The organism is Microcoleus sp. M2_D5, from assembly GCF_036701935.1.
Classification (GTDB): Bacteria; Cyanobacteriota; Cyanobacteriia; order Cyanobacteriales; family Microcoleaceae; genus Microcoleus.
In genome coordinates this window covers 1-26,876 of sequence record NZ_JAUBRP010000083.1, presented here as the reverse complement: position 1 = coordinate 26,876, position 26,876 = coordinate 1, and the positions used below count along the sequence as shown (strand labels likewise).

The 26,876-nt window shown below is 47.5% G+C and carries 29 protein-coding genes and 1 pseudogene; 22 read left to right on the top strand and 8 right to left on the bottom strand.

Going from position 1 to position 26,876, the window contains the following annotated elements:
- Positions 1-271: 271 nt before the first annotated feature.
- Positions 272-505, bottom strand: a complete 234-nt coding sequence (locus tag QUA50_RS25230; protein ID WP_333267845.1) for a hypothetical protein — start codon at positions 503-505, stop codon at positions 272-274.
- A 134-nt stretch (positions 506-639) separates the two neighbouring features.
- On the opposite strand from QUA50_RS25230, the gene QUA50_RS25225 reads away from it, so the two are divergent.
- From QUA50_RS25225 to QUA50_RS25155, 15 genes are all read left to right on the top strand, one after another.
- Positions 640-852, top strand: a complete 213-nt coding sequence (locus QUA50_RS25225; RefSeq protein WP_332942973.1) for a helix-turn-helix domain-containing protein — start codon at positions 640-642, stop codon at positions 850-852.
- A 10-nt stretch (positions 853-862) separates the two neighbouring features.
- A complete protein-coding gene (locus QUA50_RS25220; protein ID WP_333267846.1) occupies positions 863-1,075 on the top strand; it encodes a helix-turn-helix transcriptional regulator in 213 nt (70 codons plus the stop codon).
- Positions 1,076-1,092: 17 nt separating this feature from the next.
- Positions 1,093-1,305 (top strand): helix-turn-helix transcriptional regulator, encoded by a 213-nt coding sequence (locus QUA50_RS25215; protein ID WP_333267848.1) that lies wholly within the window; start codon positions 1,093-1,095, stop codon positions 1,303-1,305.
- A 125-nt stretch (positions 1,306-1,430) separates the two neighbouring features.
- Positions 1,431-1,967 carry a Uma2 family endonuclease gene (locus QUA50_RS25210; RefSeq protein WP_333267850.1) on the top strand — a complete coding sequence of 179 codons (537 nt, stop codon included), beginning with the start codon at positions 1,431-1,433 and terminating at the stop codon, positions 1,965-1,967.
- Between the two features lie 120 nt (positions 1,968-2,087).
- The gene (locus QUA50_RS25205) at positions 2,088-2,678 is read left to right on the top strand and encodes a chromophore lyase CpcT/CpeT (protein WP_333267852.1); all 591 of its coding nucleotides are present in this window, start codon (positions 2,088-2,090) and stop codon (positions 2,676-2,678) included.
- 111 nt (positions 2,679-2,789) lie between these two features.
- Positions 2,790-3,938, top strand: a complete 1,149-nt coding sequence (locus tag QUA50_RS25200; RefSeq protein WP_333057384.1) for an NAD-dependent epimerase/dehydratase family protein — start codon at positions 2,790-2,792, stop codon at positions 3,936-3,938.
- Positions 3,939-4,198: 260 nt separating this feature from the next.
- On the top strand, positions 4,199-4,501 hold the full coding sequence (locus tag QUA50_RS25195; protein ID WP_333267854.1) for a hypothetical protein: 303 nt from the start codon (positions 4,199-4,201) through the stop codon (positions 4,499-4,501).
- 9 nt (positions 4,502-4,510) lie between these two features.
- Positions 4,511-5,167 carry a DUF4291 domain-containing protein gene (locus QUA50_RS25190; RefSeq protein WP_333267856.1) on the top strand — a complete coding sequence of 219 codons (657 nt, stop codon included), beginning with the start codon at positions 4,511-4,513 and terminating at the stop codon, positions 5,165-5,167.
- Between the two features lie 71 nt (positions 5,168-5,238).
- Entirely contained in the window at positions 5,239-6,372 is a 1,134-nt protein-coding gene (locus QUA50_RS25185) for a glycosyltransferase family 1 protein (protein ID WP_333267859.1), read from the top strand.
- 340 nt (positions 6,373-6,712) lie between these two features.
- Entirely contained in the window at positions 6,713-6,940 is a 228-nt protein-coding gene (locus QUA50_RS25180) for a hypothetical protein (protein WP_333273325.1), read from the top strand.
- A gap of 14 nt (positions 6,941-6,954) precedes the next feature.
- Positions 6,955-9,615 (top strand): GAF domain-containing protein, encoded by a 2,661-nt coding sequence (locus tag QUA50_RS25175; RefSeq protein ID WP_333267861.1) that lies wholly within the window; start codon positions 6,955-6,957, stop codon positions 9,613-9,615.
- A 151-nt stretch (positions 9,616-9,766) separates the two neighbouring features.
- Positions 9,767-10,909: a hybrid sensor histidine kinase/response regulator gene (locus tag QUA50_RS25170; RefSeq protein WP_333267863.1), complete on the top strand. Its 1,143-nt coding sequence runs from the start codon at positions 9,767-9,769 to the stop codon at positions 10,907-10,909.
- 150 nt (positions 10,910-11,059) lie between these two features.
- A complete protein-coding gene (locus QUA50_RS25165; protein ID WP_333267864.1) occupies positions 11,060-11,890 on the top strand; it encodes a GUN4 domain-containing protein in 831 nt (276 codons plus the stop codon).
- Positions 11,891-12,613: 723 nt separating this feature from the next.
- Positions 12,614-13,204 carry a YdcF family protein gene (locus QUA50_RS25160; RefSeq protein ID WP_333267866.1) on the top strand — a complete coding sequence of 197 codons (591 nt, stop codon included), beginning with the start codon at positions 12,614-12,616 and terminating at the stop codon, positions 13,202-13,204.
- A gap of 103 nt (positions 13,205-13,307) precedes the next feature.
- Positions 13,308-13,919: a GAF domain-containing protein gene (locus QUA50_RS25155; RefSeq protein WP_333267868.1), complete on the top strand. Its 612-nt coding sequence runs from the start codon at positions 13,308-13,310 to the stop codon at positions 13,917-13,919.
- Positions 13,920-14,028: 109 nt separating this feature from the next.
- Here the strand turns inward: QUA50_RS25155 and QUA50_RS25150 are convergent, their stop codons facing one another.
- The 7 genes from QUA50_RS25150 to plsX form a co-directional block, all read right to left on the bottom strand.
- Complete coding sequence (locus tag QUA50_RS25150) at positions 14,029-14,667, bottom strand: lysophospholipid acyltransferase family protein (RefSeq protein ID WP_333245199.1); 639 nt, start codon at positions 14,665-14,667, stop codon at positions 14,029-14,031.
- Positions 14,668-15,054: 387 nt separating this feature from the next.
- Positions 15,055-15,993, bottom strand: coding sequence for a phosphate ABC transporter substrate-binding protein (locus tag QUA50_RS25145; RefSeq protein WP_333267870.1), 939 nt, complete (start codon positions 15,991-15,993; stop codon positions 15,055-15,057).
- A 10-nt stretch (positions 15,994-16,003) separates the two neighbouring features.
- Complete coding sequence (locus tag QUA50_RS25140) at positions 16,004-16,717, bottom strand: PspA/IM30 family protein (protein ID WP_333267872.1); 714 nt, start codon at positions 16,715-16,717, stop codon at positions 16,004-16,006.
- 377 nt (positions 16,718-17,094) lie between these two features.
- The gene (gene fabD, locus QUA50_RS25135) at positions 17,095-17,976 is read right to left on the bottom strand and encodes an ACP S-malonyltransferase (protein ID WP_333267874.1); all 882 of its coding nucleotides are present in this window, start codon (positions 17,974-17,976) and stop codon (positions 17,095-17,097) included.
- 210 nt (positions 17,977-18,186) lie between these two features.
- Positions 18,187-18,495: a hypothetical protein gene (locus tag QUA50_RS25130; protein WP_333267876.1), complete on the bottom strand. Its 309-nt coding sequence runs from the start codon at positions 18,493-18,495 to the stop codon at positions 18,187-18,189.
- 36 nt (positions 18,496-18,531) lie between these two features.
- Entirely contained in the window at positions 18,532-19,533 is a 1,002-nt protein-coding gene (locus tag QUA50_RS25125) for a beta-ketoacyl-ACP synthase III (protein WP_333267878.1), read from the bottom strand.
- A gap of 163 nt (positions 19,534-19,696) precedes the next feature.
- Positions 19,697-20,746: a phosphate acyltransferase PlsX gene (gene plsX / locus QUA50_RS25120; RefSeq protein WP_333267880.1), complete on the bottom strand. Its 1,050-nt coding sequence runs from the start codon at positions 20,744-20,746 to the stop codon at positions 19,697-19,699.
- A gap of 713 nt (positions 20,747-21,459) precedes the next feature.
- On the opposite strand from plsX, the gene QUA50_RS25115 reads away from it, so the two are divergent.
- The 7 genes and pseudogenes from QUA50_RS25115 to QUA50_RS25085 form a co-directional block, all read left to right on the top strand.
- Positions 21,460-22,794 carry a D-alanyl-D-alanine carboxypeptidase gene (locus QUA50_RS25115; RefSeq protein ID WP_333267881.1) on the top strand — a complete coding sequence of 445 codons (1,335 nt, stop codon included), beginning with the start codon at positions 21,460-21,462 and terminating at the stop codon, positions 22,792-22,794.
- An 81-nt stretch (positions 22,795-22,875) separates the two neighbouring features.
- Positions 22,876-23,160 carry a 30S ribosomal protein S16 gene (gene rpsP, locus QUA50_RS25110; RefSeq protein WP_015175207.1) on the top strand — a complete coding sequence of 95 codons (285 nt, stop codon included), beginning with the start codon at positions 22,876-22,878 and terminating at the stop codon, positions 23,158-23,160.
- On the top strand, positions 23,132-23,635 hold the full coding sequence (locus tag QUA50_RS25105; RefSeq protein ID WP_333267883.1) for a KH domain-containing protein: 504 nt from the start codon (positions 23,132-23,134) through the stop codon (positions 23,633-23,635). The genes rpsP and QUA50_RS25105 overlap by 29 nt, the downstream gene beginning before the upstream one ends.
- 374 nt (positions 23,636-24,009) lie before the next feature.
- Positions 24,010-24,963, top strand: a complete 954-nt coding sequence (locus tag QUA50_RS25100) for a PhoH family protein (protein ID WP_333267885.1) — start codon at positions 24,010-24,012, stop codon at positions 24,961-24,963.
- Between the two features lie 110 nt (positions 24,964-25,073).
- Complete coding sequence (locus QUA50_RS25095) at positions 25,074-25,478, top strand: ChuX/HutX family heme-like substrate-binding protein (protein ID WP_333267888.1); 405 nt, start codon at positions 25,074-25,076, stop codon at positions 25,476-25,478.
- Between the two features lie 255 nt (positions 25,479-25,733).
- Complete coding sequence (locus tag QUA50_RS25090; protein ID WP_333267890.1) at positions 25,734-26,510, top strand: DUF6816 family protein; 777 nt, start codon at positions 25,734-25,736, stop codon at positions 26,508-26,510.
- A 184-nt stretch (positions 26,511-26,694) separates the two neighbouring features.
- Positions 26,695-26,876, top strand: a pseudogene (locus tag QUA50_RS25085) (photosystem II q(b) protein); the annotation flags it as partial.

Here is a 26,876-nt window from a genome sequence, read left to right as displayed (position 1 = left end):
AGTTACCTTGGTAGACGTATTTCCTATCTTTACTTATTTTAACATAGTTCGGTTTTTTCGCACCGACCTACTTAAGTGGCAAATTTAATATGAGACCCAGACTAATTTGGTTAATGCTAAAATCTAAAATTTAAAATCTAAAATTTAAAATCTAAAATTTAAAATTTAAAATCTAAAATCTAAAATCTAAAATCTCTCGATTCCCCAATTATTCACCTTGAGGATGAAGGAGCGATCGCACTTGTTGTAAAATTCGATCGCTCCTGATTAATTACAACATTCGTTCTAATTGAGTCGATCGCACTTGTGCCAATTTCTGGGCCCCTGTCGTATCAAAAACGATCGCGTGTTTAGCCTGCGGCAACAACCCCCGTAAAATCTGTATGTATCCATCAGCATCGCCCCGACGGTGGAACCGAGCAACCACCAATCGCTGCATATTTGGCAATTGCCGCACGATACACCAGGGATGAGTGTTTAATTTGGGCTTGGATGTTGGTATCATAGGGTAATCCTTCCCCGCAGAAAGCGGGATTTGGTAGAAAAACGGTCGCCCTTAAGTTTTCGAGGCTAGGAGGGCGATCGTTTTCAGTGTACATAGCTATTGTCGGGTATATATGCACCGATGTCAAGCCAAATATGGGCTACGTTAGACTGCGGATTCGAGAACTAGCTGAGCAAAGAGGTTGGACGTTCAAAGAAGTTGCCGATCGCTCGGGAGTCAACTACAACACAGTAAAAAGCTACGGGAGGCGCGATGCTTTGAATACAGTCGATCTTTCTGCTGTCTACAAAATTGCCCGCGCCTTCGACGTGACAATGGAAGATTTGGTCGAGATTTTGGAAGATTGAGGGCGCACCAATGGGGCGAGTTCGACTAAAGATTCGAGAGTTGGCAGAAGAAAAGGGCTGGACGCTGCAAGACGTGGCCGATCGCTCAGGGGTTAATTACAACACGGTTAAAGGGTACGCTAGACGCGATGATGGGATGAGTATGGTCGATCTGAGTGCCGTTGGGAAGATCGCCCTTGCTTTTGATGTCATGATTGAAGATTTGGTCGAGTTTTTGGAATAGTAAGGGCGATCGCGCTAATGGGATATGTTAGATTGCGGATTCGAGAACTAGCTGAGCAAAAGGGTTGGACACTAAAGCAAGTTGCCGATCGATCCAGAGTTAATTACAACACTGTCAGAAGCTACGTTCAGCGCGATGCTTTGAATACAGCCGATATTTCTGCTGTCTACAAAATTGCCCGCGCCTTCGACGTGACAATGGAAGATTTGGTCGAGATTTTGGAAGATTGAAGGCGCACCAATGGGGCGAGTTCGACTAAAAATTCGAGAGTTGGCAGAAGAAAAGGCATTGATTTTGCGGTATAATGCAGTAGAGTTTTGCGCGTGACAAGCACAGTGAAGTCCTTCTAAAAAACATGGTTCAGTTTATTGCAACAGTTTCACTAGAAGAGTTTCTCGCTCAACCAAATATTGAGTCTTCGCCCGCATGGGAATTGATGGCTGGGCGAGCAGTCCAAAAAACTATGCCAACTCTGTTTCACTCGCGACTGCAAAACAACTTGGTTAACTATATCAACGATCGTACCGACAGATTTGAAGCAGTTCCAGAATTGCGCTGCTTGCTACCTCCCCATTCACCAGTGCCAGATATCGCGATCGTAGCGTGCGATCGGCTTCCTGATGAAGACGGGCCGTTTGATGGAGCGCCAGATTGGTTGATTGAAATTCGATCGCCAAATCAAAGCACTTTAGACTTGCAGAATAAGATTCTCCTTTGCCTTAGCAATGGAACGCAATTAGCATGGTTAATAGATTTATCTCGCCAACAAGTTTGGGTATGGCAGGGCGATAACCTACCCCTAGTTTGTTCGGGAGCAGACATTTTACCAACTTTAAGCATTTTACCAGAACTTACTGTTGATGCTGTGATGGCAATGACGCGGCGACAATAAGGGGTTTTTAACACTGAAACTCTAGATAATAGTCGCAGAATTTCGTCTGACACGCCCTTTCCCCTAAAATAACTTCTACTCCCTCAATCCAAAATCTAAAATCTAAAATCTAAAATCGAAATGACTCATTCCACAGATATCGTCACCCTCGCCCGCTGGATGGCCGCCGATTTCAGCAACCAAGCCCAAGCCTTTGAAAACCCGCCATTCTTCGCCCACATCCGCGTCTGCATGAGGCCTTTGCCGATCGAAGTTCTGGATGGGATCAGCTTGTACCTAGAACAAGCCTACGATATTGAACTGCACGTACCGTACCGAGTCCGAGTTTTGAAATTAGTCCCGGCGGGCGATCGAATCGACATCGAAAATTATGCCATAGAAAACGAAGAACAATTCTACGGCGCTTCCCGCGACCCGCAACGGCTGCAAGAAATCAAAAAAGCACAACTGACACTGCTTCCCGGCTGCACCTTTATTACGCAGTGGACGGGCAACAGCTTCAAAGGGTCTGTCGAACCAGGAAAAGGCTGTGCCGTGGTCAGAAACGGCAAAAAAACCTATCTAGACAGCGAATTCGAGATTGACCAAGACAAATTTATCAGCCACGATCGCGGGCGCGACCCAGAAACCGACGCCCACGTCTGGGGAGCCCAGGCCGGCCCCTTTGAATTCACCCGCCGGGCCAGTTTCGCCGACGAAATTCCGGGTTAATCTCAAAAAACAGAGTCCTTCCTGGGCGAACACGCGCTTATTAAAGGTTCAGAATGCACCAATACCTGGTACATTAACCCAGTATTGGCAAGCAAGATTCACCGTTGATTTATGAAAGTCCTGGTTATTGGTGGCGATGGCTATTGCGGTTGGGCAACCGCACTCTACCTTTCTAACAAAGGTTACGAAGTTGGCATCCTCGACAGCTTCGTGAGGCGGCACTGGGATCTGGAACTGTGCAGCGACACCCTCACTCCCATCGCACCGATTCAGCAACGACTCCAGCGATGGCAAGATTTAACGGGCAAGTCGATCGACTTGTTCGTCGGTGACATCACCAACTACGATTTTCTCAGCAAAAGCATGAGAAAATTTGCACCAGAGGCGATCGTCCATTTCGGCGAACAGCGTTCGGCACCTTTCTCAATGATCGATCGCGAACACGCAGTCCTCACCCAAGTCAATAACGTCGTCGGAACACTCAACCTGCTGTACGCCATCCGCGAAGACTTCCCCGACTGTCACCTAGTGAAATTGGGGACAATGGGCGAATACGGCACGCCGAATATTGACATTGAAGAAGGCTACATTACGATCGAACACAACGGTCGCAAGGATACACTACCCTATCCAAAACAACCAGGCAGTTTCTACCACCTGTCAAAAGTCCACGACTCCCACAACATCCATTTTGCTTGCAAAATCTGGGGTTTAAGAGCCACCGACTTAAATCAGGGCGTAGTCTACGGCGTGCTCACAGATGAAACCGGCATGGACGAACTGTTGATCAACCGTTTGGACTACGACGGAGTATTTGGGACAGCATTGAACAGATTTTGCATCCAAGCTGCGATCGGTCATCCCCTGACAGTTTACGGCAGTGGCGGACAAACCCGCAGCTTCTTAGACATTCGGGATACCGTGCGGTGCGTGGAATTGGCTCTAGCCAACCCCGCCGAAGCCGGACAATTCCGCGTCTTCAACCAATTCACCGAACAATTCAGCGTCGGCGACTTAGCCTCCTTGGTGCAAAAAGCAGGCATGGCAATGGGATTAAAAGTAGAAATCAACAACATCGAAAATCCCAGAGTCGAGAAAGAAGAACATTATTTCAATGCCAAAAACACCAATTTGCTAGACCTCGGTTTGCAACCGCACTATCTCTCAGATTCCCTGCTCGATTCTCTGCTGAATTTTGCAACTAAATATCAGCACCGTGTCGATAAAAACCAGATTTTGCCGAAGGTTTCTTGGAAGTAAGTTCTGGCTTCTACCTGCGGGGAAAGAGCTTTTTAACGAACCGCAAAGGCGCGTTAGGCGAAGCCGCGCGTAAGCGCTAGGGCGCGAAGTAAGAGAAAAGAAGGGAAGAGAGGAGAAGGTTCGCAAGTTCTGAATGGATTTGGCTGTATATTACGATAATCTATCTTTTTTATCTCTTTCTCTGTGTCCTCTGCGTCCTCTGCGGTTAATTAAAAGATGGCATCAGGTTTTTACTGCTGGCTTGTTTGGGAATAAACGCCGTGAAAAGTCGAATTATCATTCTGTTACTTTTAGTGGTTATGCCTGGATTTTCTGCTAGTGCAGTCTGTGCTTATTATTTAATACCGGAATGGGCTGCACTAACGGCGAGTTATCAAAATTACCGTCGAGTTAGCGAATCGCCTTCTGCTGCGGAAAAGGAAATCTTAATTGCTAAAACTGCACAGGAAATTCACAGAATTAATTGCTTGGCTGAAGGGGTGGGATTGCTTTTAGGCGGGATAATGGGTTCGATCGGAATTCACGGTATTTGTATGTTGCCTTCACAAACATCTCGATCGTAATTATTGATAATGAAGCTGCTGACAGAACCTTACTTAAATCAGGTAAGTAATTGGCCGAAAACAGGTCGTCACATTCTGGCACAATTTGACGATAATACTGTTGTAGTGTACCAAGCTTACCGTCCGGCGATCGGTCTTTTTGCAGCGGAACACGGTTATTTTGGCGGCGAATTCAGTCTGAACCGCATGAGTTGGATTAAACCCAATTTTTTGTGGATGATGTATCGATCGCAATGGGGAACAAATCCCGGACAAGAAGTGATTCTGGCTGTTTGGCTTCGGCGATCGGCTTTTGACGAAATTTTAGCATCGGCTGTCCATTCTAATTTCGTTCCAGAAGTGTACGGAAGCGAAAAAGAATGGAAACAAGCTGTTAAAAATTCTGCCGTGCGGCTGCAATGGGACCCGCACCACCATCCCAGCGGTGCAAAACTGGAACGGCGGGCTATTCAACAGGGTTTGCGGGGCAGTGCTTTGGCTCGTTACGCGCGAGATTGGATTGTTAACATCGAGGATATTTCCGAATTTGTGCAGCAACAGCGCCAGTATCGAGGAGGCGATCGCATCCAATTACTTACTCCCTCTGAGACAGTGTATCCTGTTATCGACCCCGACGTTGGCCAAAGGCTGGGATTTTCAATTTCCCAACAATATAAAAATAACTAAATCCTTCTTCCCGACATCCGTTACATCCGTTACATCCCTTACAAAATCCGTTGCCGAACTTCCTTCGTTTTATGAAAATTGCTCTGTTCACTGAAACATTTTTGCCAAAAATAGACGGCATTGTAACGCGCCTGATTCACACTGTAGATCACTTGCAGCGATCGGGCGAACAAGTTCTCATCTTTTCCCCAGATTACGGAATTAAAGAATACAAAGGCGCCAGAGTTTATGGCGTGGAGGGTTTGCCTTTGCCGATGTACCCGGAATTGAAAATGGCACTTCCTTCTCCCGCTGTCGGCCGCCAATTAGAGCAGTTTAAACCGGATATTATTCATGTTGTCAATCCCGCTATTTTGGGATTGGGCGGTATATATTACGGCAAAAAATTCAATATTCCGATTTTGGCTTCTTACCACACGCATTTGCCGAAATACTTGCACCACTACGGTTTCGGAGTCCTCGAACCTTTATTGTGGGAATTGCTCAAAGGTGCTCACAACCAAGCAGAACTTAATTTGTGTACTTCTACAGCAATGGTGGAGGAATTGAGAAGCCACGGCATTGAGCGAGTAGATTTATGGCAGCGGGGCGTAGATACTGAAATGTTTGTCCCGGAATTGGCAAGTCGAGAAATGCGATCGCGCCTTTCGGAAAATAACCCAGACAGTCCCCTGCTGCTGTACGTCGGCCGCCTCGGTGCAGAAAAAGAAATCGAACGCATCAAACCAGTCCTCGCAGCCATTCCCGACGCCCGCCTCGCCTTAGTGGGAGACGGCCCGCACCGGCAAACCCTCGAACAATATTTTGCCGGTACACCCACCAATTTTGTCGGCTACCTCAAAGGGCAAGAACTGGCAAGAGCTTACGCATCCGCCGACGCCTTCATTTTTCCCTCCCGCACCGAAACCCTGGGCTTAGTGCTCCTAGAAGCAATGGCTGCGGGGACGCCCGTAGTGGCGGCGCGCAGCGGCGGAATTCCCGATATCGTCACCGACGGCGTTAACGGATATTTATTTGACCCCGCCGACGAAGAAGGAGCACTCGCCGCCACCAAGCGTCTGTTTGCGAATCCCGAAGAACGGGAAACCCTGCGCCACAACGCTCGCAAAGAAGCCGAACGCTGGGGTTGGGCTGCCGCTGCCGCACAACTGCAGCGGTACTATCAATCAGTGGTGTTTGCCGAGTCTGTGCCCAGAGCGGCCTAAATGTCAGGATCTGTAGCACCTTTAAACATCACCGCCAGCTTAGCTTCGCTGTTCGATCGTCAGTTGGTATTGAATAGGGATGTTTTCAAAGACCGATCGAACTTTTTTGCTGCATAAATTACCGTCGCTATCCTGCTGTTGCGTTTACCATTAAACTATGAGTAAGCTCTGTAGGAATGCCTTGCGCGCTGCTTTCATAGCGCCCTTTACCTGACCGGATACGGTCGCCGAGTGCGCTAAAACAGTAACACCGCGCGCTGGGGCCGAGCACAGAACGTCAAATCTACATGGCACTGTCGATCGAACTAAAGCCTGTCACCTAATTTTCAGGCCTTCTGTTTTGCGAACTCAAGTTCAGCTTGAATTGACGAACCCTCATCAGTATCGAGGTTGGAAAAAAGATCGATCGAGCATACATAACAAGCAAACTGAAGTTGCGTGCGCCACTTTTGAACTCACGATTCATCAAAGCGACAAGCGAGTGCCGATGCGCTTGCAAACAAATTCAAGAGTTTGCACCGCCGCCGAATCTCGCGCAGATCGACCTGCGGTCAGTCTACCCATCTGAGCAAGCAGTTAATCATGACATTCTCCAATACTGGTAGCGTTCTGGCTACACTGACTCAAGTCAATTTTATGGGGGCATTGACCTCCCGTGTTAAGAGCTTGCCAGTTCCTGAATTAGTGTGCCTGCTGGACTTTATCACGGCTGAATTTCAGCAATTTATCCGGGCGATGGACCTGATTAACAATGAAGCACTCGAAAGTCTCTTAGAGCAACTTTTGGATGCCTTCACTGTGAAAATTGGTCAAATTTTGCAAGCAGACCGGACAACAATTTTTTTGGTTGACTCGAACAAAAATCAACTGTGGCACAAAACAGTCGATCCACTTACGGGCGAAGATGTAGAAGTGCGCTTGCCGATGGATGCAGGCATTTTAGGCTACGTAGCAACAACCGGAAAATCGATCAATGTCGCCGAAGCTCGATCGCACGAGTATTTTAATACCGAAGTAGACGAACCACCGGGCTACCAGATCGAGACCATCCTCTGTATGCCGATTTTTAGCAGCAAGAGCCAACACGAACCCGTAGCGGTGGTCAGACTGTTAAATAAAGCTGGCAATGTCTCCTTTACCGAGGAAGACGAACAGCAGTTCCAGGCTTTTGCAGATTCGATCGGGATTATTCTCGAAAGCTGTCAGTCTTTCTACGTCGTCGCCCGCAACCAGCGAGGGGTTGCCGCACTGTTGAGAGCCACCACGACTTTGGGTCAAAGTCTTGACTTGGAAACAACTTTGCGCTCTGTAATGGATCAAGCTCGCGACTTGATGCAGGCCGATCGCAGCACGCTATTTTTATTAAATCGGGAAACCAACGAACTCTGGACAAAAGTCGCCAAGGCTGACGACAAAACGATGGTCGAAATCCGCATTCCTGCTAATAAGGGAATTGCAGGCTACGTGGCTTCGACCGGTCAACCTCTAAATATTACAGATGCTTACGACGATCCCCGCTTTGACCCCTCTACAGACCAGAAAACGGGATACCGCACTCGGACTGTCTTGTGTATGCCGGTGCATAACGCTAAAGGTGAGCTGATCGGGGTAACTCAGCTAATTAATAAGAACCAAGGTACTTTCACCCCTTCCGACGAAGAGTTTTTGCGAGCGTTTAATTCCCAAGCGGGAATGGCGCTGCAAAATTCTCAACTGTTTCAGAATGTGATGGTGGAAAAGCAGTATCAGAAAGATATGCTGCAAAGTCTTTCTGATGCAGTGATTTCCACGGATTTGAAGGGGCGAGTTGTGACTATCAACGAAGCAGCCCTAGAATTGTTGGGCTGTCCGGTAAATCAAGCTAAAAGCAAACACAATCCCCAAATTTGGGAAGATAAACTGGTGAATCGCTATGTTTGGGAAGTTGTGCCGATCGACAATTTGCAATTTCGACTAGAAGACAGTCTCAAAAATGCTGCCCGACATTACGTTCCCGAACAAAGTTTAACTGTGGGACTGTTGGTAGAAAAAACACTTAATTCCCAACAACAACAACAAAAAGAAGAAGAAGAAAGTTATATTTTGGCCGTGCCCGATCGCGCTGACCCTAATTTATATTACGCTTGGGGAGAAAACCGCGCGTGGACTGAGGAAGTAGCGCTGGCAGAATTAGCTAATGCCCAATCTCTATTTGCCCTGCGAAATTCTGCCCTGTATCACCCTTATTGCCCGCTGCCCATCCCCGCCTCTGGAATTAAAGTAATTGAACGCAGTTTGAATTTGACTGTCAACCCGCTGCTAAATCCAGAGGGCGGCGTGCGCGGCGGTTTAGTGGTACTCGAAGACATCAGCCGCGAAAAGCGGATGAAAAATACGATGTACCGCTACCTGACTCCTGGAGTCGTAGATAAAGTGATGGCCTTGGGTGAAGGCGCCTTGATGGTGGGCGAACGCAAAGAAGTGACTATTTTATTTTCCGACATTCGCGGCTACACCACGCTGACCGAAAATTTGGGAGCCTCCGATGTGGTATCCCTGCTGAACGAATATTTTGAGACGATGGTGGAGGCCGTTATCCACTACGAAGGCATTTTAGACAAGTTTATCGGCGATGCTTTAATGGCGGTCTTTGGCGCGCCCCTGCCGCTGAATCCCCCCGAAAGTCACGGTTGGATGGCGGTGCAGTCGGCTTTAGATATGCGCCGGCGTTTGAAAGAGTTTAATGATTCTCGCCCCGGCGAAGATCCATTTCGCTTCGGAATTGGAATTAGTTCCGGAGAGGTGGTTTCGGGAAATATTGGTTCCCAAAAGCGAATGGATTACACGGTAATCGGGGATGCGGTGAATTTGAGTTCGCGATTGGAACAGCTTACAAAGGAGTACGGATGCGATATAATTTTGAGCGAATTTACATACAGTTTGTGTCGCGAACGAATTTGGGTGCGAGAGTTAGACAAGGTGCGGGTTAAGGGCAAAAATCAACCAGTTGGTATTTACGAGTTGCTGCAAAATAGTTCTGAACCCATTGATGGGGAAACCGTTCGGTTTTTGGAACTTTATAGTAACGGTAGGGATGCTTATATTGCTAGAAATTTTCAGAAAGCTATTAGTTATTTTGAAGCGGCTTTAGCAATGCGGCCTGGCGATCGACCTGTGGAAGTTCACCTCGACCGAGCCCTGAGCTATTTGGAAGTACCCCCGCCCGATGATTGGGACGGTGTGCATACGATGACAACCAAGTAGTAGATTATATTACATCCGACTGATAAAAAGTAAAAAGATTTGATAAAGTTGTGAGATATTCCTTATGACAGAGTTAACAAGTGTAAAAATGTGAAATCATAAGTTGGAAACCATATTAAAGTTGAAAAAATTTTTCCAGGCTAGCAATTAAATGAGTTATTTATCTGTTCCCAATGCCACAAAAGCCGATCGGATTCTGGTTGTAGATGATGCACCAGATAATGTTTTGTTGGTGCAGACAATCCTGGAAGAAGAAGGTTACGAAATTAGCACGGCGGAAAACGGCTTTTCTGCCTTGAGTCAAATTGACAAGTCAGCACCGGATTTGGTACTGCTAGACGTGATGATGCCAGGAATGGATGGTTACGAAGTCACTAAACGAATCCGAGAAAATAAGGAATTGCCCTTCATGCCGATTTTGCTGATCACTGCTCACGACAGTGCCAGCGTAGTGCAGGGATTGGACATGGGAGCAGACGATTTCATCCGCAAACCAGTCGAAATGGATGAACTGCTCGCGAGGGTGCGATCGCTCCTGCGGCTAAAACACAGCGTAGACGAGCGCAATTCGATCGCCCTCCAGCGCGAAGATTTTGTCTCCAGACTCGCTCACGACTTGCGGACTCCCCTCGTAGCAGCCGATCGAATGCTAACTTTAATGCAGCAGGGAGCTTTGGGAGAAATTTCCCTTCCCATGCGCGACGCTTTCGGGACGATGGTTCGCAGCAACAAAAACCTGATCGCGATGGTAAATATGTTGCTGGAAGTATATCGCTACGAAGCAGGCCGCAAATCCCTGAGTTTCGCTGCCGTGGACTTGCGCCAGCTTATTACTGAGGTAGCTGAAGAACTAGCTCCCCTAGCGGATGCTAAAGGTTTATCCGTAAATTTAGACTTGACAGAAAGTGCAGAAAGTGCCCCGATTGCGAAGTATCCGGGCGATCGTCTGGAGCTACACCGTTTGCTGACAAATTTAATCGGAAATGCAATTAAATTCACCGACAACGGCTCAATAGATGTCAGCTTAAAAGCTGCTAATTCCCCTGCTTACACTAGCTTCAAAAACCAACCGCTGGCATGGGTAATCATAGACATCAAAGACACCGGTGCTGGCATTTCTCCCACCGAACAAGCAAAGTTATTTGAAAGGTTTAGCTCGGGAACTCATAAGAAGTCAAGTACAGGTTTGGGACTGCACCTCTGCCGCCAAATAGTGGAAGCTCACCGCGGCACGATCGAGGTAACATCAGAGTTGGGCAAAGGCAGTTTGTTTACTATTCGCTTGCCTTGTTAGAGCGGTATAATTAACTCTAACTTTGGGGTGCGAAAAGCGCACATTACTACAGATAAACTGTAATTGTAGGGTGCGAAGTGCGTACCTAATCGAATTATGGTTAATTTACCAGATGTCATATAATTACTTGGCAACCGAATTGATGGCAATATGTCTAACTGTCCAGTGTGCGGTGCTGAATACATAGAAGAAAAAGCAGAGTTTTGCTCGATTTGCGGCTGGGATTTGACTCCCTACCCGCAACGTGCTAAGCCTTCCAAAACTTATTTAAAAAAAGAACAAGTTAGATTGCAGTGGGCAAAACAAATGTGGGAATTGGCCCGCAATCAACAAAATTGGTTAGCTAAATTTGATGAGTTGCAGGGGGAAGTGCAGCAAGGTGCGATCGCCCGCACACACATTCAATCTCAGTTAGAATGGGTTCTGTACCGCCTAGAACAACTAAACCCCGAATTGATTGTCAGCACTCTACTGCGACTAGAAGACAAAATCGGCGCCATACCTGAGTCAACTGCGGCTATCTCGGAAGTGGGGATGGACTACCGCCAACTGACAAAGCTATTAGAAACTGGAAAATGGCGCAAAGCTGATGAACACACTTGGGAAATCTTGCTGCAAATCGCTGTCAGGGAAGACGAAGGTTGGCTGAGTGCAGCCGATATTGACAGTTTTCCTCCTACAGACCTTCGCACGATCGACCGACTTTGGCAACAATACAGCAGCGGGCGGTTCGGGTTGAGCGTGCAGCAGCAGATTTGGGAAAGTACCGGGGCTAACTATACTGAATTTTGCGATCGAGTCGGCTGGCGAGTCAAGGAAAATTGGAAATATTACAGCGAGCTCTCCTTCAGCGAAGATGCTCCCCCCGGACATCTTCCCGTCACCGCATGGAGACAGCGCGCCTGTTACGGTGCCGGTAAACTCACCGCAGCCGAAAACTTTGCCCGCATCGCTGCGAAACTGGCAACTGGCGATCGGTAATCATCAAAAAAAAAATCAAAATCGACATTAACTGCTATAATCAAAACGGTTTAGCAACTGGGGCTGTGGCTCAGATGGATAGAGCAAGCGCCTCCTGAAGAATCGGGCACCCCGCGAGGAAACTCTGGGAGTGAATGTGGTCAAATTTGGTGAAACCTAAAGAGTTCGTGGGTTCCTAGGACTTTAAGGCAATACCAAGCCAAGCCTGAGTTCATGGCGATTAAACAATCGCCTATATTGAAATCAGGAAGGTTTAGAGACTAGACGGTCACCACCTAAAAGCTGCAAGCCTATGGTGAAGGTATAGTCCAGAGAGTGGGGAAACTCACACAAATCTGAAGCGCTAGGTCGCCGGTTCGAACCCGGCCAGTCCCGTTAACAATCAAGAAAAATTAACAGCCGGAGGGGAAAGCTTAAGTTTTGCCCCTCTTTTTTGCATATCCGCTAAGGAATTGGCTCCCAGATTTTATACCAACCGCCAAGGCGGTTGGTATAAAATCTGAAAGCTAAAATCTAAAATCCCCCATTGAAGCCGCACCACAAGCGTAGAGTCAATCTAAAATCTAAAATCTAAAATCTAAAATCTAAAATCTAAAATCTAAAATCCTATGATCCGCCGACCCTTTTTTAAATTTTAATTTTTAATTCCTGTTAGTGGGCTATACGTGCGGTATTTTTTGTTATGGTTCCTTTGTGAGTTACATAAAATTTTTATAGGTTTAGATGTGGTTAAGAATCAATTCAAACACGCAGCGTTACAAGCGTTTGAACACTTCACGCAGTTTTTGGTTCCTAGTAGGACTTTTGATGGCGTGTTGGTTTGGCTATCAGCAGGTTAAGAGCGAATTTCAGAGACCCCAAGCTTTGTTAGTTCTAGGTGGGGCTACGGAGCGAGAGGTGTTTGCTGCCAAATTTGCTCAGAAGTATCCTGAATTGCCGATTTGGGTGTCGTCTGGGAGCAATCCTGAGTTCGCGGAATGGGTGTTTTCAGAAGCGGGAATCGAGTCCGATCGCCTGCACTTAGATTACAGAGCTGTGGATACGGTAACAAATTTTACTACGCTGGTAGATGAATTGAAAGCTAGAGGGATTGAGAGCGTGTATCTGATCACTTCTGACGATCATATGCGGCGAGCTCAGATTATCGGCGAAATCGTACTCGGTAGTCGAGGCATTACCTTTAAGCCTGTGGCAGTTCCGTCTGGGCGAACCCCCGAACCGGTGCAAAAAGCTGTTCGCGACGGCGCTAGGGCTATTCTTTGGCTGACAACCGGTTATACGGGTGCTAACTTCAGCCAAGCCAGAATGGAATAAACAAAGGGAAGGATTGAGCAAGTTTTAATTTTTTTCCATTCCCTCTGGTTTTAAAACTTGTCTTCTATAGCGATTTAACGAACCGCGAAGACGGTGATGACAAATGCGTAAAAGAAGAGAAGAGAAAAGAAGGAGTAGTTTACAATTAGTAGATGAAATTCAAAAGCTAAAGTTAATGACCGAGCAAATTCTGCCGCAAGTTCTGGATAAAATTTTGAGTGACAGCAAAACGCCGGATGCTGTTTTTTCTGCTTTGGTGCCGGCTTTAGGCGAGGTGTTAAATTGCGATCGGGTCTTTCTCTACCTCCGCAATCCTGAAACGCAAAGAGGCAGAGTACCTTACTGCTGGCGTCGCAACTCGAACATTCCAGAGGTTTGGGACGCAGAATGGAAAAAAGAACCGGAATCTTTAGGGGAAGAAGACCCTTTGTTTGCAGCAGCTTTGCGAACTGAACCGTCGATTTTTGTTGAGGATGTTGAAACAGCAAATCCTGAAGTAGTCAACAAAGATTTTGAAGCCAAAGAGTTCGGACATCGAGCTTTGATCCACGCTCACCTTTGTGCTGACGGCTTATTGTGGGGGGTTTTGCAGCCTTGTATGTTCGATCGCCCCAGAGTTTGGACTGACTTCGATCGCCAAGTTATCGCAGCAGTTACAGAAAAAATTTCCCCCTTAGCTGTCGCTTATGTCAGAGGCATCGTACAATCGCAATAAAATAGGTTTGTAACGAGGAGTCTTCCTTCTCACTACAAACCTGTAACGATGTTTTTTATCTATCAAACCAGCTTTCTTGGTAAGTTATACAAAACATCCTCCAAGCAAATCAGCGCCCCAAATCGTGCATCGCATTGATCTCGATCGCACATCTTTGAGTCAGCGCTTGCAACTCCTCGCGATCCGACGAACCGGGCGCTTCAATTAGCTTGCCAATTCGCACCGTCAGCGGCACCGGACGCGGCATTCCCGAACCTTTCGACGAAATTGCGTGAGTTCCCCACAAACTAACAGGTAAGAGCGGCGCTTTTGCCTTAGCAGCTATCAGCGCCGCACCTAATTTCGGTTCAGTAATTCTGCCGTCTGGCGTGCGAGTTCCCTGCAAAAATACACCCGTCGCCCAGCCATTTTCCAAAGAGTTGATAGCCGAGCGAATTGCACTGCGATCGGCACTTTCCCGCTTGACTGGATAAGCACCGTAAAGCGTAATTGCCTGCTTCAAAATAGGAACTTTAAATAACTCTTCCTTTGCCATAAATGCAACCGGCCGCCTCATGCAATTGGACAAAATCGGCGGGTCAAAATCGCTGGCGTGATTGCTGACTACTACCAGTGGCCCTTCTGTCGGAACATTTTCTGCACCGTAGATGCGGCCCCGAAAGTACAGGTGCAGCATCGGGCTGACAATTGACCATTTGAATAAATAGTAGAGAAGTAAACTTTCGACTGGTTCGCGACTTTTGCTCACAGAAAACCTGAGATTTTAAATTACATCGAATATTAGCCTATCAGTTCAGGAATCAAAAAAGTAGCACTACACGGATTTTGACACGGATACACGGATAGGTCGAGCGATCGGACTGTTTAGCTAATTGGCTAAGTTGACTATGGAATGAGACTTAAATAACTTAGAATGCGTGATGGTTCTTGTGGGATGGACTCTTATAGCCCGTCCAGAAAGGGCGGGCTATAAGAGTCCAACCCACTTTCGAGAGTGTAAATTATTTAATTCGCGATCCTATCATCAGTGTATCCGTGTTTATGCGTGTCGTGCTGTTAGATGATTTGGCGGTTGAAACCGCTTTGCAAGCTTGTGTAGCGCCAGAATTTATTCGGGCGAATTCTTTGCAAAGGCTCAATTTCCTGCCAGCATCGCTTTTTGTCCTTCCGAAGAAATCGCGTAGCCCAAGAAATCCTTAACTGCTGGGCTAGGAGGATTTTTGTAAGCGTAGTACAACTGCCGCTTGTAAGGATAGTTACCTGCATCAGTTGTCGCGCCGTTGACGGGAACAACGCGCACCGTTCTCTGATTGACTACTTGAGCGAATGTGGCATAGCCAATGCCGTTGTTGCCTAAAGCTTGCAGCAGGGGAGTTGTCGCATCTCGATCGAGCGTGGTAATATTTGGGGTCGCGCCAAACTCGCCACCTCCGAGCACTTGTTCTTTAAACGTTTGGTGAGTGCCACTAACTGCCGGTCTGTTAATTACTTTAATCGGGCCTGCCGGGCCGCCGACTTTCGACCAGTCTTGAACATTTCCCTTGAATATCTCTTGAACTTGAGCGGAAGTTAAACCTCCCTTGAAGGGGTTGTTAATCCCGACTACAAGGGCGATGGTATCTAGGGCAACAGGCACCGCTGCCAAACCCCGACCTTGTTCTCGAGCCGTCAAAGGTCGCGATACCGCTGCAATATCGGCTGTTCCCGCCACCAAATCCTGAATTCCTTTTTCAGAACCGTTCGCTTTGGTATCGACTGTAGTGCCGGAAAACTTGGCTTGAAAGCCGTTCTTGAGGTTCTGATTGATTGTCACCATGCTGGTAGAACCGTCAATTCTCACGGCCGTGCCTGCAGGTACGGAAGCTGGAAGTGCAAAGGAACTAGCTGCAACAGGCGAAGCACCGCCGACTACTGGCGCGACTGGAGGTGCGACAGCATTGCCTGCAGGTGTGGGAGTGGGGGTATTATTAGCATCCTGGGAGGCTGGTTTATTGAGAAAAAAGAACCAACCGCCACCGGCGAGCAAGAGAAATAACAGAATAAAAACTATGGGGGGAGGCCCGCTCTTAGCCATAAAATTCTCCTTAGTTGGGAAGTTCTTTGTTGTTCGAGCCTTCTAACATTTGCAGCCTGCGATTAACTTCATCGTCTAAGGTCATATTTTCTAATTCTGCCTGAAGTCTTTCTTGGGGGTTCTCAGATATTTCTGCTAAAGCTTGCTGTTGGATGTTGCGGCCGTGGACGGCGTTTTTGGCTTGCTCAAACTGCGATCGAGCTGAATCGATACTGAGGTCGTTGTTTACTGTGGATATGGCTCGGAGGGCTTCGTTAATCTCTGCCATATCTTTCATATTTTGCATATCGGTTTTGTAGGCTTCCAGCTTCATCCGTTCTCGATTTAGCTTGTCTTTGGAAGCGTTGACGTATTGTTCGGCTTGTTTTACTTGGGATTCTAATTGCGGCAGAATTTGTTCTGTCTGAATTACCTTCGACATTGCCAAGCGGGCTGCTTCTTCGTTGCCGTTGCGCTGGGCTGTGATGGCTTGGCGCTCTACGGCTTGCATTTCCCTAACTTTTTCTTCATATTTCGTTTTGGCGCGCTGGTAGGCTGCAACTTGGGTGGAGACTGCTGCTGCTAGCTTTTGCACTGATTCTTGCATCGATCGCAGCGATTCTTCGGCTACCGCCACCGACACCTGGCCGCCTGACTCTACTGGCAGTCCCCACAGCCAGTTCCACGCACCTACTATGGTTCTGCCTGCCTTGTCGCCCATCAACCAGTAAAGGACTTTTTTCATATAAATACCAGATAAGCTTGGTTTTTACGCCTAGTCTACATCAGGATTTGTCGATCGCCCCGTCAATCGATTTTAGATTTTAGATTTTAGATTTTAGATTTTAGAATTGAAGCATTGACTTGCGCCAGATAAATTGGGGAGATCCTTTATCGGATACAGGTTTTTTATTTCTGGACGGATCGATCGCGTGGCGGGTATCCTGGATGCTTTCGGTCAGGTCGATCGATTTCCAGATTTTTGATTAATATTTTCTAACTGTCTGGTGCACAACAGGCAAATCGGAATATTGCCTGTTGTGCAAATTGTTTTTCGGCAATCTTCGGGCCAATTAACTCTAAATTTGAGAGCCTGCCGTTTAATAACAGGCTAAAAATAGATTAAGCTGGCAAATCTGCAAAACTGCTAACATTTACCAACGCTAAATCGGGACAAGTCCGTTTGATCAAACCAGTGAGAACTTTGCCGGGGCCAATTTCCACTACCCGATCGATTCCTTGTTGCGGCAATTGCAGAGAAATTTCTCGCCACCGCACGCCTTTGGTCATCTGCTGAGTCAACCGCTGCTTTAAAGTGGCTGCGCTGGTAGTGGCTGACGGTTCTGCGTTCGAGAGCACCAGCATTTTAGCATCGGAAAACCTTGCAGACTTTAACGCTAGTTGAAACTCTGCCGCGACTGATGCCATCAGGGGAGAGTGAAACGCACCGGAAACATTCAATTTAACCGCGCGTTTGACTTTGATTTTGGCAAGCAAATCTTCTACTGCTGCGGGCGTTCCAGAAATCACGACTTGTGCTTCGCTGTTGTCGTTTGCCAGCACTACGTCTCGGCTGTATTGAATTTGCAGTTCGAGTTCCTGCCTGTCGAACCCGATCAAAGCCACCATTTGCCCGCCGGAGGCAGTTTCCATGAGTTCGGCGCGGCGTTTGACTAAGCGCAATCCGGTTTCAAAGTCAAAGACGCCTGCTGCGTAGAGGGCAACATATTCTCCTAAACTGTGACCGGCAACGACTGCTGGCCGATCGCTTTTTTCTCGCACTAAGTCGGCCAAAATACTTTCTACTACGAACAAGCAAGGCTGAGTGTAGAGAGTCCGAGATAGTTTTGCTTCTTCTTTTTGGCAAACTTCCGGGACAGACCAGCCTAAAATTTCTTTAGCGATCTCAAATTTGGCTTTGGCTGTTGGCAAGTTTAATAAGTCTGCACCCATCCCGATCGCCTGGGAACCTTGTCCGGGAAATACCCATGCTGTTTTAGTCATTTTTCCGGTAATCTGCTAATTGGTGGTTGCTAATTGGTGATTGCAAAAATTCTTTCTTTCCCGCTTCTAACTTCGCTCGCTGGTATCCGCTATCTTTCGGTTAACGAACTATCTACTCGCGACTCACAATTATAACATAATAATTGCGATTTTCACCAGGTTTATATTTTTTTTGCTACTTTAATTTAATTAATAGCCGTAACAAAATTTTTAACCTTCCAGCCGGGGAAAGTCGATCGAAGAATAGAGGATTTTCCCTTTGAGCACGCGCTTGTCAATAACTGCTGTCCGGGTGGTGCACTGCTGCGAACCTTGCCCTATGTATGGCGTGTTAAAGGATTTGTATTTTTCAAGGGTAGCACTCCCGACAATCATTAGCCAAACTTTAAAGTCGCCAAACATTATACCAGTTCCCAAAAAGAATGAAACTGCTGTACCAGAGCCAAACCCATAGTTCCTCAGTAATTCCCAATCTAAAATCGAAAATCGCCAATCGAAAATCAAAAATGGTATTACCATGATTCCCCAATCGAAAATCGCCAATCGAAAATCGCTTTACCTTCCCCATTTAAAAATCGCAGCCCCCCAAGTCAAACCTGCACCGAAACCAGCAGCAGCAATAGTATCGCCCGCTTTAACTTTACCCAGACGCACGGCTTCGTCTAAGGCAAGGGGAATTGAAGCCGCTGAGGTATTGCCGTAATTCGCCAAATTCCTGATTACTTTTTCGGGGGGAATCTTTAGCCTTTGAGCAACTGCATCGAGAATCCGCTGATTGGCTTGGTGCAACAACAGCCAGTCAATTTCAGCAGCGCTGACATTTGCCCGAAACATAGCTTTTTCTATGACTTCTGGCACTTTTCTCACGGCAAAGCGATAGATTTCTTGACCATTCATTGTGATGGGTTCAAATCCACCAACTGCGACGCTGACGCCCTCAATTAATTCTTTTGACTCGGCTTTGTAAGCCAAATTGAGAGACGAATTTTGCGTGCCGTCGCTGCGAATTTCAAATCCCAAAAAGGAATCGACTTCTGAAGCCTGCAATACCACCGCACCTGCACCGTCTCCAAATAGAATGCAAGTACCGCGATCCGACCAATTCACCCAGCGAGATAAAATATCGGCTCCGATCAGCAAAACATTTTGATAAACCCCTGTCCGAATGAACTGCGAGGCTGTCACTAAACCAAAAACAAAGCCCGAACAAGCTGCTGTCAAATCAAAAGCCACAGCTTTTGTCGCGCCCAACTGATATTGAATTTTACTGGCAGTGCCAAACAAATCGTCAGGACTGGAAGTCGCCAAAATAATCAAATCAATATCTGCAGGCGATATTTCTGCCATTGCGATCGCCTTTTGAGATGCCTCTGTGGCTAAATCGCACAAAGAAGTGCGATCGTCCGCCAGCCTGCGGGAACGAATGCCCGTCCGCGCCCCTATCCACTCGTCAGACGTTTCTACTATCTGACTCAAACCGTTATTATCCAGCGAAACCTGCGGTGTACAAGAACCGCTACCCGTGACGGCAATGCCGAACCCTGATTGCTGCAACATTCCTCTCCATTTATGAGCGATCCATCTAGAAATTAAAAATTAAAAACTACCAATTAAAATTAATTTTTAAACTGCTGAAATTACTTTTTTTTAAGCAAAACAGTTGGTTTAAGCTGACATTTTTAATTTGACATTTTTAATTTTTAATTCCTACTTACTGCTTTTAATTCACAGCTTCTTGTTCCAGAGCGCTTTGGTTATTGGACGATCGAATTCGCTCCAGCACTTGGTTGTCAACAGCCTCCTTCGCCAAACGAATGGCATTGAAAATTGAAGCAGCTTGAGACGAACCGTGGCTGATAATGCAAACTCCAGCAACGCCCAACAGCAAACCGCCGCCGTGTTCAACGTGGTCTACCCGCTGCTTGAATCCTTGCAAGCTTTTTTGCAGCATAGGGTCGTTAATTTGATGTTGGAGTCCTTTGACCAACTCTTCCTTAAGCACCTGGACTACGACTTCGCCCACCGCTTCGGCAAACTTTAACAACACGTTGCCGACAAACCCGTCGCAGACAATCACGTCGAACTTCCCAGACAGCACGTCGCGGCCTTCGGCATTGCCGACAAAAGGAATGTTCGGGTTGTCCACCAATAACTGGTGAGTTCGCACCGCTGCGTCGTTGCCTTTAGAAGGTTCTTCGCCAATGTTGAGCAGGCCGATTTTAGGTTCGGCGACGCCCAGCACGAACTGGCTGTAAATAGTTCCCATAAGAGCGAACTGCTCCAAAAATTTGGGGCGGCAGTCCACATTAGCGCCGACATCGAGAATAAGTACAGAGCTGCCCGGTACCATTGTGGGCAAAACCGCACCGATCGCAGGGCGATCGATTCCGGGGAGCCGGCCCAACCTGAGCAGGGCAGCAGCCATTGCCGCGCCGGAGTGACCGGCGGACACCACAGCATCAGCTTGCTGCTGCTTTACCAAGTTCATCGCTACGTTAATCGAAGCGTTGGGCTTGCGTTTGAGGGCACTCAAAGGTTCTTCGTGCATTTCCACCGCTCCTTCTGAAGGAACGATTTCTAGCTGACCTGTACAGACGCGGCCGATCGCGTCTTGTTGCCGGAGCGAGTCTTCTATTTGCTGCGGGTCGCCCACGAGCAAAATCTCTACGCCTAATTCTTCTTGTGCCTTAAGCGCTCCAGCTACAACTTCGGCGGGGGCATGATCCCCACCCATAGCGTCTATTGCAATTCTTGCGCGTGTCGATCCCATTGACCAATGTTTGAGAAACACTAAAAATTCTACCAGGAATTGAACCTCCCCACGTCTAAAGCCGGGGGATTCTTGCCCACCAATCAAGGCGACAACGGGACATTCAAGTATCCCTCTACTCACTCAAACAGCTTAAAGCTGAGATTGCGTATACTTTCTGAGTCCTTCGTATGTTTAAGTTTGAACGCTCCATACCCTGCCATTATTTGCCCTTTAACTATTCCAAATCTAGTTGGATCAGTCCGTTGCTGGGATTGCTCCATACTAGGGTACTTCAATGCGCTCTTATGTTATTCCTACTCACTTTTCGCTTGTGCTGATTATACACGGCGGTTGAAACCGCTACCGACTTATCCCCATGTCGGTAGCCCGGGGCTTGCGTCTCGTCTTTCGGTCAGGAGCTTGAATCCACAAGTCTGAATAAAGAACTAAAATCCGATCGCTAGGGCGATCGGACAATTCTTATTTCCGACTACTCTGATAGAACTTGTTTTGTCACTACTTTACTATTTTTGACTGCAAATTGAAAAAATCAATGAAATAGTTTACATGACCGCAAGCACTTTAGTCCGGAAACCCCGGATTCATCCGTGGAGCGAGAAAAAAGCTCCCCATCCTCATCACTTGCCCCCGGATTTATCAGTGGGAGCGCTTTCTTCAATTCTTTAATCTCAAATCTAAAATCTAATATCGATTGACTTTAGGAGTAAAAAATGCTGGATTTATTTAGCTCGGGGATGATGTCTCTGTGGCTCGACATGGCTGGAGTAGGCAGTGCCGCGCCTAATGCTGCGTCAGTGCTGGCTTGGCGGGGAGGGATACCCGGGTTAGTGGTGGCCGAAGATTTGGCTTTTGGGGGAATAGATGGGGCAAATCCCGACTTGCCTGCAGAAGCGACCGTGCGGGAATATTTGAAAGAGTTGAAGGACAAGAACCTGATTGAGGGGAATCAGGGAATTTGGGTGCAAGCGGGAATGGTGCCGCTGGTAAGTCAGCAGGGGAAGACGCTGATGCCTGGGGCTTCGCTGACTAAGATTGCAACTTCTCTGGCGTCGCTGGATACTTGGGGCCCGGATTATCAGTTTGAAACGCGGTTCCGGGGAACTGGGCCGATTAGGAATGGGGTGTTGCAGGGAGATTTGGTGGTCAGCGGCGGGGGCGATCCGCTGTTTGTGTGGGAGGAGGCGATCGCCGTGGGCAATGCTCTCAATCAAATGGGTATCGAGCGGGTGGCGGGGAATTTGGTGGTGACAGGCAATTTCCGCATGAATTATCAGTCCGATCCTTTGGTGGCGGGGGAGATACTGCGGCAAGCTCTTGAGGGTAGTAATTGGCCTGCGGACGTGGTGGCAATGTATTCTAAGATGGCTCCGGGAACTAGAAAGCCGCAAGTAACGGTTGCCGGCAGCGTCATTGCTGAGAAATTTGTGACTTCGGGGCGTTTGCTGCTGAAGCGCCGATCGCTTCCTTTAGCCGAAATTCTCAAGCAGATGAACGTCCACAGCGATAATGAAATCGCTCAGATGCTCGCCGACGATTTGGGTGGGGCAAAAATAGTTCAGCAGCAAGCGACTTGGGCTGCGGGGGTGCCGGAGGATGAACTTCAATTAGTTAACGGTTCGGGACTGGGAGTGGAAAATCGGATGTCTCCGAGGGCGGCTTGTGGGATGATGCAGGCGATCGGGCGCAACCTTCAGACGACTGGGCTGACAGTTGCTGACTTGTTTCCGGTGTCCGGGCGCGATAAAGGAACTTTGGAATCCCGACACATTCCGCGATCGGCTGTGGTGAAAACTGGTACTTTGGACACGGTGATTGCTTTGGCTGGAGCTATCCCCACGCGCGATCGGGGTTTAGTTTGGTTTGCAATTATTAATCGCGGCACTGATTGGGACTCTTTGAGAGCGCAGCAAGATATATTTTTGCAAAAATTGGTGCAGCAGTGGGGAACTGCATCGATTTTGCCAGTAGCAATTACACCGCACATTGACGGCGCCAGACCTGCCTTGGGGGCAGCAAATCGTAGCGATATTTTGGTCGGAGGTTAAGAAATAGGGGTTGAGTTGGGGTTCGGGGAAGGAGCACTGACAAAATAGCTTAGAATTGGAACAAGACTATTGTGCAAGAAGATGATCAAACTGCGATTGAAGAGATACGGGAAAAAACGCGAGACCAGCTACCGAATTGTAGCGATGAACAGTTCTACTCGCCGCGACGGCCGTCCCCTAGAAGAGCTCGGCTATTACAACCCCAGAAATAACGAAACCAGGCTGGATGTTCCAGCGATTGTCAAGCGCCTGCAAGAAGGCGCTCAGCCAACTGACACCGTGCGTGACATCCTGAGAAAAGCCCATGTATTTGAACAAGTCGGAGCCGGAGCTAACGTTGAATCCAGCACAGCAACAGCCAGCTAGTCCCAACTATGCTGGACTGGTTAAGTTTTTAATTGGGCCTTTTTTAGAGACCCCCGGCTCTTTGCGGGTTGATTGCGAACTGCACCCGCGCCAATCGCGGGTCTGGGTTAGGCTTGCTTTTGAAGATCCCGACAAAGGCCGGGTTTACGGTAGGGGCGGACGCAATATTCAGGCGATTAGAACTACGCTCGAAGCGGTGGCGCAGACGGCGGGTCAGTCCCTCTACTTAGATATATACGATGGCGAAGCGGGCGATCGCGGATCTGGCCCGCCCAGGGGCGATCGGGATCGCCCGGATCGCGACCGCCCGGATCGGGATCGCCCAGATCGTGGCTCGCGGGAGCCGCGAGGCGACTTCCGACCCCGGACGCCACCTCCGTCGCCGAGTCCCTTGGCTAGCAGAACTCCGAGAGAACAACCTCGCCGTACTAACACACCTACGTTTAGAACGAGCAGAAATACTCCCGGTTATTAACTAACTGCAGAGTCCAGAAAGAATTTTAGATTTTAGATAGCCTGTTGTAGACTTTGTATTACAAGCCCCGTTTGGTTTGAAATTGCCGGTTTTGCGATCGGAAACAAATGTGAAATTTCAAATTTCAAATGTCAGCGGCATCAGGTTCATCTAAAATCTAAAATTTCAAATCTAAAATCTAAAATTGCCTGACTTAATAGAAGGGAGATTTGATTTGTGCCTCAAGCACCAAACTCATTTGGGAGCTAAATCTAAAAGACGCCTTAGATACTAGGTTTTACCTAGTAAATGGCGTCTTTTTGTTCGCAAATAGTGACTGGTTGAACGTTTAGTTGTTAACTTTTAATTGCTTATTTGGAGGAGATTATGTTGGCATGAATGAAAAACTAACAATAGAGTTACCGAGCACCCAAAGTGCAATGTCGCTGGCCGGTAATCAAGAAGAAAACCTGAAAATGATCTCTAAGCAAACCGGTGCTACCCTGGTAATGCGAGGGCAAGAACTGCTGATTTCTGGCACAAAAAGTCAAGTAGAATTGTGTCATAAATTAGTGCGATCGCTCTCCGACTATTGGAAATCCGGCAAAAATATTACCGGAGTTGAAATCCAGACGGCGCGCCTCGCTTTGGATAGCAACCGCCAAGGCGATTTACAAGACTTGCAGCGAGATGTTCTCGCCAGAACCCGCCGCGGCGAAGAAATTAGAGCCAAAACCTTCAAGCAGCGGCAATACGTCCAAGCAGTACGCACGCATGACCTGACATTTTGCATTGGCCCCGCTGGTACTGGCAAAACATTTCTAGCTGCTATTTTCGCCGTGCAAGCGCTGTTGAGCAAGCAGTACGAACGGCTGATTTTAACCAGGCCAGCGGTGGAAGCTGGCGAAAAATTAGGGTTTTTGCCGGGAGATTTGCAGCAAAAAGTCGATCCGTATTTGCGCCCGCTTTACGACGCCCTGCAAGAAATGATCGACCCTGAAAAAATGGCCGATTTAATGGAAAGAGGCTTGATCGAAGTAGCTCCTTTAGCTTATATGCGGGGGCGCACTCTCAGCAATGCTTTCGTAATTTTGGACGAAGCTCAAAATACGACGCCGGCTCAGATGAAAATGGTGTTGACTCGTCTGGGCTTTCGATCGAGAATGGTAGTGACGGGCGATATCACTCAAACAGATTTGCCGCCAAACCAACAGTCGGGATTGTCAGTCGCCCAAAACATTCTCCGCAACGTTGAGGGCATTGCTTTCTGCGAATTCTCTCAGGCGGATGTGGTGCGACATCCTCTAGTGCAGAGGATTGTCGCTGCTTACGAACTGCACGAAACATAGTCATTAGTCATTAGTCATTAGTCATTAGTTGTTAGTTATTGTTGTTCTTAATTACCAATTACCAATTACCAATGCCCTGTTTTGCCAATACCCAATTCCCCAATTAAATTATGCCTAATCTGAAAGAATTCTTGGAAGCTTGCGAAAACTTGGGAACGCTGCGTTTAATCGTGACTAGCAGCGCGGCTGTGCTGGAAGTGCGCGGTTCAATTCACAAGCTGTTTTATGCGGAGTTGCCGAAGGGAAAGTATGCCAATATGCACGCCGAAATATTTGAGTTTCACCTAAATATGGACAAAATAAAACAGGTGAAGTTTGAAACTGGTGAGGCGAAAAGAGGCAATTTTACTACTTATGCAATCCGTTTTCTAGACGAACAAAATGAGGCTGCTTTGAGTGCGTTTTTGCAGTGGGTAAAGCCGGGGGAATACGAACCCGGACAGGTGGAAAATTGGCACGAATTGAAGGAAAAATACGGGGAAGTTTGGGAGCCGGCACCTGTTGAGGCGCTTTAAACAATCTGTTTTTCCACCTTTAAATTGCATATTGGGGGCGGGTTCTCCTGCCCAACCCCTACTCCTCACAAGCAGAACATCTAATTTTGTGAAACAGGCATCTTGCCTGTTTGTGAAAATTCTATAAAATATGATGTTTAACTGATTTGTTGTCTAATTTTTGGATTAATGAACCGCAGAGGGCGCAGAGAACGCAGAGAAGAGAGAAAGAAGAGAAGGAGAGACAGAAGGTTAGTTTTTTGAATGTAATTGGGTATGAAGGTATTTTGGAGTTTTTGTTTGGTTTTGCTGGTGTTGCTGTGGGGTGGCGGTGCGAGGGCGGGGGTTTTGGGCGATCGCATATCAAGTTTTCCCAATTGGGAAAGCAAGCCTCCTATCGCTGTAGCTAAGGGAGATTTGGTATATCCCGACTGGATGGCGGGGAATTGGAGTGTTGCTAGCACTTTGGTAGATTTAGCCGCTCCTTTAGCGCCAAATATTATCACGCCTGGGTTTGAAAGCAACCGCCAGTATTTGCAGCAGCCGGTATTATTTAAAGTGCGATTTCAACCTGAACAAAATCTTGGGTTAATTTCTAATTATACTTTTAAAAAGGCTCAAAAGATTGTAGCCGATCGCACTTTTAACGGTTTGAATATTGCCAAGGCTTATTTAGGCGATCGTGGCGTAGTTTCGGTGAAAGTCGATCCGACCAATCCCAACCGCCAAATTACTGTTTTGAAAGGGGAACGCCAATTAATTTCGATTGTTACCAGTCGGGGAACTGAGACGCCGAATCCTCGCGAGTTTGTGTCTACAGAGATTTCTCAGCAGATTTTTCGGGGAGAGTCTGATATTTATTTAAATGAGGTGGAAACTACAACGGCTTATCGAGTTGTTGGAGGCGGGAAAAATGGCGATTCTGCGAGTACAAGAATTGAGGCGGATCAGGTGACAGCGATTTATTTGTCGCCGCAGGACCCGGATTATTTTGCGGCTGGCGGGCATCCTGTGGCTTTGTACCGATATCGGTTGGAGTTGGTGCGGGCATAATTACATTGTCATCTCGATCGGTCTAGCAATGGGCTTTTTTCGCCCCTGTCTCTGGTTTCATCAGCTTTCCTGATGACCCTCATCAGTTTAACTGTCGCTAAACCCCTTTACAAACGTTAACAAGACCGTTAATAATATAAACATCATCCGAACATTGACAACCAAATACAGCAATCATAAAACCATGACAACAACCTTACAGCAGCGCGAAAGCGCCAACGTCTGGGAACGCTTCTGCGAATGGGTCACAAGCACCGACAACCGCATTTATGTAGGTTGGTTCGGAGTATTGATGATTCCTACACTCCTGAGCGCCACCATCTGCTACATCATCGCCTTCATCGCTGCCCCTCCAGTGGACATCGA